12 protein-coding genes are annotated in these 13,119 nt (G+C 46.6%); 9 read left to right on the top strand and 3 right to left on the bottom strand.

Annotated elements, in window-relative coordinates; genetic code table 11:
* Nucleotides 1-35: 35 nt before the first annotated feature.
* Nucleotides 36-1,697 (bottom strand): acetolactate synthase large subunit, encoded by a 1,662-nt coding sequence (locus HMPREF1039_RS02255; RefSeq protein WP_007390787.1) that lies wholly within the window; start codon nt 1,695-1,697, stop codon nt 36-38.
* A gap of 127 nt (nt 1,698-1,824) precedes the next feature.
* Between HMPREF1039_RS02255 and HMPREF1039_RS02250 the strand changes: the two genes are divergently transcribed.
* Nucleotides 1,825-2,280 (top strand): DUF523 domain-containing protein, encoded by a 456-nt coding sequence (locus tag HMPREF1039_RS02250; protein WP_007390773.1) that lies wholly within the window; start codon nt 1,825-1,827, stop codon nt 2,278-2,280.
* 77 nt (nt 2,281-2,357) lie between these two features.
* On the opposite strand, the gene aroD is transcribed toward HMPREF1039_RS02250, so the two are convergent.
* On the bottom strand, nt 2,358-3,101 hold the full coding sequence (gene aroD, locus HMPREF1039_RS02245; protein ID WP_007390776.1) for a type I 3-dehydroquinate dehydratase: 744 nt from the start codon (nt 3,099-3,101) through the stop codon (nt 2,358-2,360).
* A 694-nt stretch (nt 3,102-3,795) separates the two neighbouring features.
* Between aroD and HMPREF1039_RS02240 the strand changes: the two genes are divergently transcribed.
* The 7 genes from HMPREF1039_RS02240 (at nt 3,796) to HMPREF1039_RS02210 (ending at nt 11,389) form a co-directional block, all read left to right on the top strand.
* A complete protein-coding gene (locus tag HMPREF1039_RS02240) occupies nt 3,796-5,349 on the top strand; it encodes an acyl CoA:acetate/3-ketoacid CoA transferase (RefSeq protein WP_039891686.1) in 1,554 nt (517 codons plus the stop codon).
* A 40-nt stretch (nt 5,350-5,389) separates the two neighbouring features.
* Nucleotides 5,390-6,307 carry a VOC family protein gene (locus HMPREF1039_RS02235; protein ID WP_007390794.1) on the top strand — a complete coding sequence of 306 codons (918 nt, stop codon included), beginning with the start codon at nt 5,390-5,392 and terminating at the stop codon, nt 6,305-6,307.
* 39 nt (nt 6,308-6,346) lie between these two features.
* On the top strand, nt 6,347-7,147 hold the full coding sequence (locus tag HMPREF1039_RS02230; protein ID WP_007390770.1) for an acyl-CoA dehydratase activase: 801 nt from the start codon (nt 6,347-6,349) through the stop codon (nt 7,145-7,147).
* Nucleotides 7,144-8,430, top strand: coding sequence for a 2-hydroxyacyl-CoA dehydratase subunit D (locus HMPREF1039_RS02225; protein ID WP_007390780.1), 1,287 nt, complete (start codon nt 7,144-7,146; stop codon nt 8,428-8,430). The genes HMPREF1039_RS02230 and HMPREF1039_RS02225 overlap by 4 nt, the downstream gene beginning before the upstream one ends.
* Nucleotides 8,430-9,551: a 2-hydroxyacyl-CoA dehydratase subunit D gene (locus HMPREF1039_RS02220; RefSeq protein WP_007390788.1), complete on the top strand. Its 1,122-nt coding sequence runs from the start codon at nt 8,430-8,432 to the stop codon at nt 9,549-9,551. Before HMPREF1039_RS02225 ends, HMPREF1039_RS02220 begins: the two co-directional genes overlap by 1 nt.
* A gap of 138 nt (nt 9,552-9,689) precedes the next feature.
* Nucleotides 9,690-10,835, top strand: coding sequence for an acyl-CoA dehydrogenase (locus tag HMPREF1039_RS02215; RefSeq protein WP_007390791.1), 1,146 nt, complete (start codon nt 9,690-9,692; stop codon nt 10,833-10,835).
* Nucleotides 10,836-10,975: 140 nt separating this feature from the next.
* A complete protein-coding gene (locus HMPREF1039_RS02210; RefSeq protein WP_007390763.1) occupies nt 10,976-11,389 on the top strand; it encodes a MaoC family dehydratase in 414 nt (137 codons plus the stop codon).
* A 9-nt stretch (nt 11,390-11,398) separates the two neighbouring features.
* On the opposite strand, the gene HMPREF1039_RS02205 is transcribed toward HMPREF1039_RS02210, so the two are convergent.
* Nucleotides 11,399-12,313, bottom strand: a complete 915-nt coding sequence (locus HMPREF1039_RS02205; RefSeq protein ID WP_007390767.1) for a ketopantoate reductase family protein — start codon at nt 12,311-12,313, stop codon at nt 11,399-11,401.
* Between the two features lie 197 nt (nt 12,314-12,510).
* Here HMPREF1039_RS02205 and HMPREF1039_RS02200 point away from each other — a divergent pair, with 197 nt between their 5' ends.
* The gene (locus tag HMPREF1039_RS02200) at nt 12,511-12,945 is read left to right on the top strand and encodes a flavodoxin family protein (protein ID WP_039891683.1); all 435 of its coding nucleotides are present in this window, start codon (nt 12,511-12,513) and stop codon (nt 12,943-12,945) included.
* Nucleotides 12,946-13,119: the final 174 nt, after the last annotated feature.

Raw genomic sequence — 13,119 nt, 5'->3', positions numbered from 1 at the left:
CTGCCGACAGGCAGTCTTTTTGGAATAGGGTAACGTCAGTCTATGGTTTTCATTAATTCCCGCAAATGATCCGTTAATTTCAAATTTTCACGATAATCAATGGGGCAGTCAATAATGACGGGTTTGGGTTGTTTAAAGGCTTTGATCAACGTAGGCAGCAATTCTTCCGTAGAATTGATACGATACCCGACAGCACCGACGCTTTTGGCAAAGGTGACAAAATCGGGGTTGGTAAAGTCTACATAATGATGATGGCCGTATTGCATATCTTGTTTCCATTTAATCAGGCCGTAGCTGCAATCATTGAAAATTAAGGTGACAAAGTTGGTTCCCAGTCTGTGGGCCGTTTCGAATTCCTGACAATTCATCATGAAACCGGCATCGCCCGTAATGGCCAAGACTTTTTTGTCGGGATGCACCAATTTGGCGGCAATGGCACCGGGAACGGCAATACCCATGGTGGCAAAGCCGTTGGAAATGATGCAGGAATTGGGCTTATAGCAGTTATAATGGCGTGCAATCCATACTTTGTTGGCGCCTACGTCGGAAATGACGATATCATCTTCGCCCATTACTTTGCGACAATCGATCAGCGCTTTTTGCGGTTTTACCGGAAAGGCTTTATCATCGGCATAGCTGTTGTGTTCATCGATCATACGACGACGAATGGAAAGGGCATAGGTCGGCTCCTGTAAGCGGGCGGCGTGTTCCATGATACGGGTGAGCGAATCGGGAATATTGCCGACGACTTCCACAATCGGCTGATAGGTTTTGTTAATGTCGGCCGGCATTGTGTCGATATGGATAATATCCGCATTGTTGGCATGCCATTTTGCCGGGGCATATTCGATAATGTCATAGCCGATGGCAATGACGACACTGGCTTTTTCCAATACTTTGGTCTGATAATCGGCCATGGGGATTCCCGTTGTCCACAAGGAATAGGGATTGTCGAAGGGAATTGCACCTTTGGCCATCATTGTGTTGATGACCGGAATTTTTAGTTTTTCCGCAAATTGTGTCAATACTTCCGAAGCTCCGCTGCGAATGACGCCGCTGCCTGCCAGGATAACCGGATTTTTGGCATAGGAAACGGCATGTGCCGCCGCCATAATTTGTTCATCCAACGCTTTTTCCGCTAAAATGGTTTTATGACGTAACGGCCGTTCCTGTTCGCCTACCGGCATTTTACTGATATTGACGGGTAAATCGATAAAGGTGGCGCCGGGTTTTTCCCGTTCGGCGTACTTAAAGGCCAAACGTGTAATTTCCGCCACCGTGTCCGGACGGACGACGGTATACGCGCGGCGGGTGATGGGTTCGAACATGGCACGCAGATCTAAATATTGATGTGCCGTAATATGCATTTTGTCCGTACCGACCTGGCCGGAAATGGCGACTAACGGGGCACCGTCACAATCGGCATCGGCAACGCCGGTAATTAAGTTGGTGGCTCCGGGGCCCAAGGTGGCCATACAAACGCCGGCTTTTCCCGTTAAACGACCGTAAACGTCGGCCATAAATGCGGCTCCCTGTTCGTGGCGTACTGTAATAAATTCAATTTTAGAGCGGGAAATGGCTTCCATTACGGCTAAATTTTCTTCTCCCGGTATACCGAATATGTAATGGACACCTTCTTCTTCTAAACATTCGACTAATAAATCTGCAGTGGTTCGAGTTTGTTTGCTTTCTGCCATTCGTTTATCTCCTTTGATACGGGGGGTTCCCGTGTGATGTAGATTGCTTTCTTTGTATTATAGTATGACCGGCATTTTTTTTCAATTTTTAAGTGCTACAAGATGGAATAAGGGAAGGAGTTTTTTTATGCGTATTTTGATTAGTGCGTGTTTATTGGGATTATATTGCCGCTATGACGGCAAGATTTGTCATTATGCGTCTATTCGGCGTCTGGTCGAGCAATATGATTGGCAGTGGATTCCCTGCTGTCCGGAGCAGGCGGGCGGCTTGCCGACGCCGCGTGTACCGGCGGAACGATGCGGCTCGCGGATTTTGACGGCACAGGGACGGGAGGTGACGGCGGCCTATGAAAAAGGGGCTGAGCAGGCCGTGTATTTGGCAAAATTATTTCAATGCCGGTATGCGATACTTAAAGAAAAAAGTCCCTCTTGTGGCTGTGATCGGATTTATGACGGCTCTTTTCAGCATCGTTTGTGTGCGGGGCAGGGCGTGACGGCGGAACGATTGCAGGCGATGGGGGTGCAGGTATTCGGTGAAACGCAGGTGGCGCGTTTTTTACAAACTGTACAGCCGTTCCTATAATTCCTATAAGATGTATATAAAATAAGAAAATAGCGAGACTTACAGGCGCAGTTTTCGGCGCAAGGGTCTCGCGTTTGTTATACATAGTCCCGCAGGGTATAGAGGAGGTCGGCCGGCAATTGTCCCGGAGCGGAAGGGCGGACACCGTCGGCAAAGGTTATTATACTCCCGAAAACGGCGCCGCCTATGCGTGTGATTCTTCCCAAGTTGCCCATGGATAAGGCAATAAGCGGGGCCTGCGGATGGCGGCGGGTAAATTGGAGGGAACATTGAAAGACAGTGAGGACGTCTTGGGGAGTTTGCGGCATATAGGCGACTTTGGTTATTGCCGGACGGCAGGCATACATTGCTTCCAACTGTTGTTGTACCGAGGCGTGCGACGGGGTTTCCCGGAAGTTGTGAAAGCTGAGTATTACAGGGAGATTACGGGCTTGTGCCTGTCGGCAGAGGGGCGTGCGGAGCGCCGGCGACATTGTGTATTCCAGGTCAATGGCGTCGACAGCGGCATCGGCTAAGGCCGCTTGTGTTATTTTGGCATATTCGATTTCCGGGAGCGCATATTTGCCGCCTTCTTTTTCCGTTCGCAAGGTAAACAGCAGGGGCACATGCGGCAATTCGCGGCGGAGTGTTGCTAATACCGTATGCACGTGTGTTGCCGACATAGCGGCACCGAAATAGTCATATCTGAATTCGATTAAGTCATACTTCCTATGTTGCAGGGCCTGACATTGGCTTTGTAAGTCTTCCCGGGATGTGGCGGTTATGGGCACACATAGTTTAGGAAAGGGGGGACGAAACGCAAGAGAGCCGATGGTAAGCATGGAAAAAACCTCCTTTATATGCGGTGTTTTAGAAAAAGTAAGTAAAACAAGTATTGCTAAGTACTAATTATATATAAAATGAAAAAAATAATATAGAGAATAAAGCTGCAGAAGAGAAAATTTATCAAACATCATGGCTAAAACGCATAGTCGAACGAAAGACATGCTACATTGATATAGATATAGCTTATAATTAAGAAAATAACATATTATTCATAATAAAATTAAGAAAATGAACGAAACGCAAAATAAAGTTATGAAAACGGTGAAATGAACAAATGCGTCAGAAAACGGGTATAAAAGCGGATATTTGTGAAATTTTGTCCAATTAAAAATAAATAGCACTAAAAAGGTACACAAATAAACATAAGCCGGCAAGCCGTTTATGGGGAAATTTATATAAAAAATGTTCATGTATTCCTACGGCGAATTTAAGATATTCATTTTGTATTACCACTAGGCATGGACAATTGAGTAAAAGGTCTATCTCTGCCCGTCCGTTATTCCTTGACGGTATGAATTTTTGGTGATAACATTCATGTTAGTAATCGAGCGGTAACATGTGGCGACCGGGAAGCGGACGCCCCATACGGCCGATACGACTATGAATGCAACACGTAAAATTTCTGCAAAGTCGAAGGTTGTGGAGGACAGGCTTTGGCGGGGCAGGTGCGCTGAAGGGATGGATAGGACAATGAGGAAAGTGAAAATTATCACAGCGGCTGAAGCGGCCAATTTAGTAAAAGATAACGATACATTGACGACCATGGGGTTTGTGGGCTGTTCACATCCGGAAGCCTTGACCAAGGCATTGGAAAAACGCTTTTTGGAAACAGGCTCGCCGAAAAATTTAACGTATTTGTATTCGGCATCGCAAGGCACTCGTAAAGGTGTGGCCGGAGAACATTTAGCTCATGAAGGATTACTGAAACGTTTGATTATCGGACATTATCAAACCGTTCCGGCCTTAGCCGCATTGGCAATTGACAATAAAATTGAAGCGTACAATTATTCGCAAGGGACGATGTGCCATTTGTTTCGAGCTATTGCCGGTAAAAAAATCGGCGTGTTCACTGATGTCGGCTTGCATACTTTCCTGGATCCCCGTAACGGCGGCGGCCGGGTGAACAAAAGGACTACGGAAGATTTGGTGAAGGTAGTACACGTGGAAGGACAGGAATTGCTGTTTTATCCGACTTTCCCCATTTCAATCGCCTTTTTGCGCGGTACGTATGCCGATGAAGCCGGCAATATTACGACGCATGAAGAAATTGCGCCGTTGGAAAATTTGACAGTGGCACAAGCGGTTCATAATTGTGGCGGCATTGTGGTTGTACAAGTCCGTAAGGTTGTCAAACACGGTTCGCTGGATCCGCGGATGGTTACGATTCCCGGCATTTACGTCGATTATGTGGTGGAAGCGGATGCTGCAGATCATGAACAAGCTTTCGGTTGTGAATATGATCCGTCTTTGAGCGGGGCGGCACGCGTACCGGCCGGTGTCGGCGGGGAAATGATTCCGTTGGATGCGAAGAAGATTATCGGTCGTCGCGGGGCGTTGGCACTGAAAGATGATGTGGTCGTCAATTTGGGCGTAGGGGCACCGGAATATGTAGCTACTGTCGCCGGCGAAGAAGGAATTTCCGATCGGTTTACGCTGACTGTCGAAAACGGTGCGCTAGGCGGTGTGCCGCAGGGCGGTTCGCAATTCGGCGCTACCCGGAATCCGGAAGCGTTTGTCGCGCAGGATTATCAGTTCGATTTTTATGACGGCGGCGGTTTGGATATGGCCTTTTTGGGATTGGCACAATGCAGTGAAAGCGGCGATATCAACGTGAGTCGCTTCGGTCCGAGAATTGCCGGATGCGGCGGTTTCGTACATATTTCACAGAAAACGCCGAATGTATATTTTTGCGGTACTTTCACCAACGGCGGTTTGCGGGTAGCTGTAGAAAACGGCAAAGTGAAGATTTTGCAGGAAGGTAAGTCGAAAAAATTCATTAAAGCGGTTGATCAGGTTACTTTTAACGGCGCTTATGCCGCGCAAATGGGCAAAAATGTTTGGTATATTACGGAACGTTGCGTGTTTAAATTGACGGCTGAAGGTTTAAAATTGATGGAAGTAGCCCCCGGTATTGATGTGGAAAAAGACATTCTGGCTCAGATGGACTTCAAACCGATTATTGAAGACTACACGACCATGGATGCGCGGATTTTCAATGAAGGGGTTATGGGATTAAAAAAATAATTTGTTCCTGTTGTAGAGGAACGCAAAAGGAGTGAACGTCATGAAACCTATGAGACTTCATCATGTCGGGATTGTTCTTCCGACCTTGGAAAAAGCACATGAATTTATGCAAAACAACGGCTTGGAAATTGATTATGCCGGCTATGTCAATGCTTATCATGCCAACTTGATTTTTACGAAAAAAGGCGAATACAGCAGTCCGATTGAAATGATTATTCCCACGTCCGGCGTGTTGACGGAATTTAACGGCGGTCGCGGCGGTATTGCGCATATCGCGTTTGAAGTGGATGATGTGGAAGCGGTTCGCAAAGAAATGGAAGAAGAATGCCCGGGTTGCATGTTGGAAAAGAAAGCGGTACAGGGGACGGATGATATTATCGTAAATTTCCGTCGGCCGAAGACCAATCACGGGATTCTGGTGGAATATGTAGAAACGATGGCACCTATTGTGGGTCATGACAAAGATCCCTTTGTGGAAACGATGGGAGCGGAAAAGGGTAAATTGAAATCTTCGTGGCATCCCATGCGGTTGCATCACGTAGGTATTGTATTACCGACGATGGAAGCGGCCCATGACTTTATGAAAACGAACGGCTTGGAAGTGGATTATGCCGGGTTTGTAGATGCGTATCATGCCGATTTGATTTTTACAAAAAAAGGCGAATACAGCAGCCCTATCGAATTTATTGTGCCGCGTGAAGGGGTTTTGAAAAACTTTAACGGCGGCCGCGGCGGTATTGCTCATATTGCGTTTGAAGTGGATGATGTGGAAGCCGTAAGACAGACGATGGAAAAAGAATCGGACGGCTGCATGTTGGAAAAGAAAGCGGTACAGGGAACGGATGACATTATCGTTAATTTCCGTCGCCCCAGTACGGATGCCGGCATTTTAGTGGAATATGTACAGACCACGGCGCCGATTAATCGTAAAAACCCGAATCCGTTTCCGGATTTATAAGAAGTAAGTTTAATTTTGTAATGAAAGGATGAGGAATCGATGTATACATTGGGAATTGATGTTGGTTCGTCTTCCTCTAAAGCTGTCATCTTACAAGATGGCAAGACTGTTGTAGCCCATGCCGTAGTAGAAATCGGCACGGGCTCCAGCGGTCCCGAACGGGTCTTGAAAGACGTGTTTGAAGGAACGAACCTGACGTTAGATGATATGACCAATATTATTTCTACCGGGTACGGCAGATTTAATGTGGCTTATGCGAAAGGTGAAATCAGTGAAATTACCTGTCATGCAAAGGGCGCGTTGTTTGAGTGTCCCGGGACATTGACCATTTTGGATATCGGCGGTCAGGACGTAAAAGCGATCAAGCTGAATAAACAAGGTATGGTCATGCAGTTTGCTATGAATGACAAGTGTGCCGCCGGTACGGGCCGATTTTTGGATGTTATGTCGAAAGTTTTGGAAATTCCGATTTCCGATATGGGAAAATGGTATTTTAAATCGAAGAATCCGGCTCCGGTCAGCAGTACGTGCACGGTATTTGCCGAATCGGAAGTTATTTCTCTACTGTCCAAGAACATTCCGAAAGAAGATATTGTTGCCGGTGTCCATAAGTCGATTGCCAGCAAGGCCAGTGCGCTGGTACGTCGTGTAGGTGTGGAAGGGTCGCTGACGATGACGGGCGGCGGGGCGCGTGATCCCGGGGTCGTGGATGCGATTTCCAAAGAGTTGGGTGTAGAAGTAAAGGTCGCCGATCATCCGCAAGTTATCGGGGCGCTCGGTGCCGCTTTACTGGCATATGAAAAAATAAAAAATAGTACACAAAGGAGAGAAACATCATGAGTGAAGAAAAAACGATTGACATTGAAAGCATGAGCGCCAAGGATGCCTTGGGCTATTTTCTGCCAAAAGTTGACGAAGATGCAAGACAGGCAAAAAAAGAAGGGCGTCTTGTATGTTGGTCCGCATCGGTAGCTCCTCCGGAATTTTGCACGGCCATGGATATTGCGTTGGTATATCCTGAAACCCATGCAGCCGGTATCGGTGCGCGTCACGGTTCTCCCGCATTGTTGGAAGTAGCGGAAAATAAAGGCTATGATCAGGACATCTGTTCCTATTGCCGCGTAAATATGGGCTATATGGAATTGATGAAACAACAGACGGAAACCGGGGTTACACCGGCAACCTTGGAATCGTCTCCGGCTTCTCGTGTTCCTTTGCCGGATGTGGTTCTCACGTGTAACAACATTTGCAACACCTTGCTCAAATGGTATGAAAATTTGGCGAAAGAATTGAATGTACCGCTGATTAATATTGATGTACCGTTTAACCATGAATATCCTATTACAAAACATGCGAAACGGTATATTGTGGGAGAATTTAAAGAAGCGATTCGTCAGTTGGAAGAATTGTGCGGTCGTCCGTTCGATTATGATAAATTCTTTGAAGTACAACGGCAGACGCAACGGTCCATTGCCGCTTGGAATAAGATTGCGACGTACTTTAAATATAAACCGTCGCCGTTGAACGGGTTTGACCTTTTCAACTTTATGGGACTTGCCGTTGCGGCTCGCTCTTTGGACTATGCGGAAATCACGTTCACTAAATTCGCCAATGAATTGGAAGAAAAAGTGAAAAATCAAAAGTGGGCCTTCGGTGACAATGAAAAATCCCGGGTTACTTGGGAAGGTATTGCCGTTTGGATTGCCTTGGGTCATACGTTTAAAGAATTAAAAGGACACGGTTCGTTAATGGCCGGTTCCGCTTACCCCGGAATGTGGGATGTGTCTTATGAACCGGGAAATTTGGAATCGATGGCGGAAGCGTACTCCCGTACCTATATCAACTGTTGCCTGGAACAACGCGGCAGTGTATTGGAAAAGGTTTGCCGTGACGGTAAGTGCGACGGCTTGATTTTGCACCAGAACCGTTCCTGCAAAAACATGAGTTTGTTGAACAATGAAGGGGGACAACGTGTGCAGAAAAATCTGGGTATTCCCTATGTCATTTTTGACGGCGACCAGACGGATCCGCGGAATTTCTCGGAAGCGCAGTTTGATACCCGCGTAGAAGCACTTTGTGAAACGATGGATGAACAGAAGGAACGCGAAGGAGGCAATCAATAATGAGCAAGATTGACGAACTTATCAGCAAATTTCAGGAAGTATCAAATCACCCGCAACAAACTGTTTTAAAATACAAAAAAGAAACCGGTAAGGGATTGGTCGGGATGATGCCGTATTATGCACCGGAAGAAATTGTATATGCCGCAGGGTATTTGCCGGTCGGTCTTTTCGGAGCGCAGAATCCGAAAATTGCGGCGGCTCGTACGTATTTACCTCCCTTTGCCTGTTCTTTAATGCAGGCGGACATGGAATTGCAGCTGAACGGAACGTATGATTGCTTGGATGCCGTTATTTTTTCCGTTCCTTGCGATACGCTTCGCTGCATGAGTCAAAAATGGCACGGAAAAGCGCCGGTAGTGGTATTTACCCATCCGCAGAACCGTAAAATTCGTGCCGCTGTTGACTTTTTAAGAGCAGAATATGAACATGTACGTACAGAGTTGGAACGGTATTTACATGTGAATATTACGGATATGGCAATTCAAGAGGCGATTAAGGTGTATAATGAAAATCGTCGGATTATGCGCGAATTTTGTGATGTAGCGGCGTTGTATCCGCAAATCTTTACGCCTGTAAAACGCCATGATGTCATTAAGGCACGGTGGTTCATGGATAAGGCCGTACATACACAATGGGTTCGTGAACTCATTGATACGGTAAAAGCGGAAAAAGTGGAACCGTGGCATGGCAAAAAAGTTGTCATTTCCGGGATTATGGCGGAACCGGATGAATTCTTGAATATTTTCCAGGAATTCAATCTTGCCGTTGTGGCGGATGATTTGGCGCAAGAATCCCGTCAGTTCCGTACGGATGTACCGGAAGGGATTGATCCGTTGGAACAATTGGCACAGCAATGGCAGGATTTCGACGGCTGCCCCTTGGCGTTGAATGCGGATAAACCGCGCGGACAAATGCTTATTGATATGACGAAGAAATATGATGCGGATGCGGTTGTCATTTGCATGTTCCGGTTCTGCGATCCGGAAGAATTCGACTATCCGATTTATAAGACGGAATTTGAAGATGCCGGGGTTCGGTATACGACGGTGGATGTTGATTTGGAATCGCCGTCACTGGAACAGGTACGGACACGTATTCAGGCCTTTTCGGAAATTCTGTAATAAGCGGTATCCGGCCAAGGATTATATTGCGTAATACGTTTCGCTCGTGCAGGGCGACCGCGGCAGACACGGTTGTCCCCGAACGGCGGAGCGATTACATATATTAAATATATACAGAGTATTAGGAGGAATTGCATTATGGATTTTAAACTTAGCGAAACGCAACAAGACATTGCCAAGCTCGCAAGAGACTTTGCAGAAAAAAAATTGGCTCCTACCGTAAAAGATCGCGATGAAAAAGAAGTTTTTGATCGCACCTTGGTAGATGAAATGGGCGAACTCGGCCTTCTCGGTATTCCTTGGGAAGAAAAAGACGGCGGGGTCGGTGCCGATTTTGTCAGCGTAGCTGTAGCTTGCGAAGAAGTGGCAAAAGTGGATCCGTCTATCGCATTGAGCTTTGAAGTTCATACGATGCTCTGCTCTTGGCCGATTTGGAAGTTCGGTACAGAAGAACAGAAAGCTAAATATTTGAAACCGTTGGCAGAAGGTAAAAAACTCGGTGCATTCGGTTTAACTGAACCGAATGCCGGCACGGATGCTTTGAACGGCAGCACGACGGCTACGAAAAATGCGGACGGCACGTATACGTTGAACGGCTCTAAAGTGTTCAATACGAATGGCGGCGATGCTGAAATTACGATCGTATTTGCAGCTACGGATAAATCCAAAGGTGCCAAAGGCATGAGTGCGTTTATTGTAGAAAAAGGAACTCCCGGATTCAGTTATGGTAAGAAAGAAGTGAAGATGGGGATTCGTGCTTGCGTACAACGTGAACTGGTATTCCAGGATGTCGTTGTTCCGGCAGCCAACTTGTTGGGTAAAGAAGGCGAAGGCTTTAAGATTGCGATGATGACCTTGGATGGCGGCCGTGTAGGTGTCGGCGCACAGGCTCTCGGCATTGCTGAAGGCGCTTTCAATAAGGCCGTACAGTATGCAAATGAACGTATTCAGTTCGGTAAACCGATTATGAAACAGCAGGCGGTAGCGTTCATGTTGGCAGATATGAAGCTGAAAATCGAAACGGCTCGCTGGGCTGTATATAAAGCTGCCTGGAAAATGGGACAAAAAGATGTTAAATCCTATTCTATGGATGCATCCATTGCCAAAAAATATGCTTCCGACATTGCTATGCAGGTTACGACGGATGCTGTTCAGGTATTCGGCGGCTACGGCTTCACTCGTGATTATCCGGTAGAACGGTATATGCGTGACGCTAAGATTACACAGATTTATGAAGGGACCAACCAAGTACAACAGATGATTATTTCCGGTTTCTTGAAATAATCGTATAGGCTTTGTATTTTGGCGGTACGATACAAAAGACTTCCGCGCGCTTCGGGCGGAAGTCTTTTTATGTGCAGGAACGCTTCGGTTCTCTTTAAATGCGGGGTACAGTATAATAGAATCAGGAAGGAGGAGATGGAATGAACGATATTGCGTATCGGGATATTACCGTCGGTATGACCGCATCGTTGAAAAAAACAATTACACAAGCGGATGTAGAAAAATTTGCCGCTGTTACAGGGGATTATAATCCGTTACATATGGATGAAGAATTTGCCGGGAAAACCATATTCAGAGGCAGAATTGCCCACGGTATGATTACGGGCGGATTGATTTCGGCTGTTTTGGGGACGGAATTGCCGGGAAAGAATACGTTATATTTGGAACAGGAATTGAAATTTTTAGCACCTGTTCGCTTTGGAGACACGCTGGTAGCAACTGTTGAATGTATAGAAAAAGAGGATCGCAGGCATAAACTTGTTTTCAAGACTGTCGTTACCAATCAAAACGGGGCGGTAGTGACGAGCGGCAAGGCGCTTGTACGTAAGCGATAGCGGCGGAAGTTACGCGCCGGTTCGGCAATACTCCTGTAAGGTCGTGTAGTATTTTCGGGAATAAGGAACGGGGATGCCCAGGGCGGCGGCAGTTTTTACAATATAGCCGCTGAAGGTTTCCAACTCGCCGGCGCGACCTTGGCGAATATCCCGCGCCAGGGAGCTGGTGACGGTTTTATCTTTTTGCGCGGCCACCCGGTTATATATAGTCTCTTCTATGGAGCACGGCAGGTCGATGCCCAGGCCTCGGCCGACGGCGGCGGCTTCTTGTAATAACAGACGAAATTCATTTTGTCGTCGGGGAGAGGAAAAAATATAAGCCACATCGCTTTTAAAGTAAGCCGTACTGACGTTATAGGCGCAATTCAGAATATATTTGCACCATATTTCTTGTTGAATGGCGGGGGTGGCAGTGCATTTTAAGCCGTTGTGCTGCAATAGCTGTAAGACCTGTCGGTGGGGAACATCGGTAGCGGCTCCTAAATATAAATGCGCGTATTTGCCGCGTTGGCGAATGGCGTAGTCCGCTTCATAGGCAGAAGTAATATAAATACAAGTTTCCACCAAGGGAACGTGCGGGAAGATTTGCGCCGCTATTTGCGCATAGGAGACGCCGTTCATAATACAACAAATAACGGTATGCGCCCCTATGCAGGGCTGTAGCGCCTGCAAGGCTTCCGCAAGGGAGGGATTTTTTACACAAACAAATAGCACATCTTGTACTCCCGCCGCGGCGGGCGTGTCGGTAACGGCGGGATGAAAGCAATGCGTTCCCAACAGATCACTGTATAAACGCAGCCCGTCACGCAGCAGGGCGTTTTTTCTTTCGCCGCGGGCAATGAGCGTTACTTGGGGGTAATGCATGCAAAGAATAGAAGCAATGTAACCGCCGACGCCGCCTATACCGGTAATCATGATTTTCATACGGATCATCCTTTCTTATGTGAAGTACGTTATAGTTAGTATACCATGAGGAAACATAAAAGCGGGTAGTTTCGTTCCCGCCAAAAACGAGTTATACGTTTTAGTAGACAGGGACGTGTGTAATTGACAAATGAATACACGAATAGTATACTTTTGTTCGAGGGAATCGATTATGACAAATGGAAGGGATGATAGGCATGAAAACAATCGTTTTATATTCTTCGTATACCGGTAAAACCAAGGGAATTGCCGAAGCGGTAGCGCAGGGGATAGGGGCGGATACTCCCTGTGTGTCATTGGATGCCATTCCGGCGGATATTGATACGTATGAATGTGTTTTTTTCGGGTGTTATATTGAAAGCGGCTTTATTGATGCCAAATCACAAGAAATATTAAAGACGATTCACAATAAAAAAGTGGCCATTTTTGTCACCATGTGGATTGGCCCCTATTCCGATGATATAGCGAAAAGATTGCGACGAATTGTAGAATTTTTACCGCAAGGTTGTCAAATTGTGGGCACGTATATTACACCGGTGGATGATGCGGCGGGCGATCAACAAGAAAGAGAACATCGGCTGGCTGCGGATTTTGCCGCCAATACGATGCACCGATTAATGTCCGCGCAATAGCAACGTAAAGAAATAAAGGAGCACGTGTATATTTAGTGCTCCTTTATAAATTGATACCCGTACGGACTTGACTTTTGGTGTATACAATGCTATTATATAAAAACCGATTGCAATGGCAACGGTTTTTGAAATGTATGTAATATATATTTCAAAAGAAAGCGCTTGACAAACCGC

It is taken from the genome of Megasphaera lornae (assembly GCF_000214495.1).
Lineage (GTDB): Bacteria > Bacillota > Negativicutes > Veillonellales > Megasphaeraceae > Megasphaera > Megasphaera lornae.
The sequence above is the reverse complement of the archived record's forward strand: the minus strand, read 5'-3'. Positions and strand labels throughout refer to the sequence as shown.

Coding starts and splice junctions, on each gene's coding strand:
- HMPREF1039_RS02255 (WP_007390787.1), bottom strand. CDS start 1,697: ATGGCAGAAAGCAAACAAACTCGAACCACTGCAGATTTATTAGTCGAA.
- HMPREF1039_RS02250 (WP_007390773.1), top strand. CDS start 1,825: ATGCGTATTTTGATTAGTGCGTGTTTATTGGGATTATATTGCCGCTAT.
- aroD (WP_007390776.1), bottom strand. CDS start 3,101: ATGCTTACCATCGGCTCTCTTGCGTTTCGTCCCCCCTTTCCTAAACTA.
- HMPREF1039_RS02240 (WP_039891686.1), top strand. CDS start 3,796: ATGAGGAAAGTGAAAATTATCACAGCGGCTGAAGCGGCCAATTTAGTA.
- HMPREF1039_RS02235 (WP_007390794.1), top strand. CDS start 5,390: ATGAAACCTATGAGACTTCATCATGTCGGGATTGTTCTTCCGACCTTG.
- HMPREF1039_RS02230 (WP_007390770.1), top strand. CDS start 6,347: ATGTATACATTGGGAATTGATGTTGGTTCGTCTTCCTCTAAAGCTGTC.
- HMPREF1039_RS02225 (WP_007390780.1), top strand. CDS start 7,144: ATGAGTGAAGAAAAAACGATTGACATTGAAAGCATGAGCGCCAAGGAT.
- HMPREF1039_RS02220 (WP_007390788.1), top strand. CDS start 8,430: ATGAGCAAGATTGACGAACTTATCAGCAAATTTCAGGAAGTATCAAAT.
- HMPREF1039_RS02215 (WP_007390791.1), top strand. CDS start 9,690: ATGGATTTTAAACTTAGCGAAACGCAACAAGACATTGCCAAGCTCGCA.
- HMPREF1039_RS02210 (WP_007390763.1), top strand. CDS start 10,976: ATGAACGATATTGCGTATCGGGATATTACCGTCGGTATGACCGCATCG.
- HMPREF1039_RS02205 (WP_007390767.1), bottom strand. CDS start 12,313: ATGAAAATCATGATTACCGGTATAGGCGGCGTCGGCGGTTACATTGCT.
- HMPREF1039_RS02200 (WP_039891683.1), top strand. CDS start 12,511: ATGAAAACAATCGTTTTATATTCTTCGTATACCGGTAAAACCAAGGGA.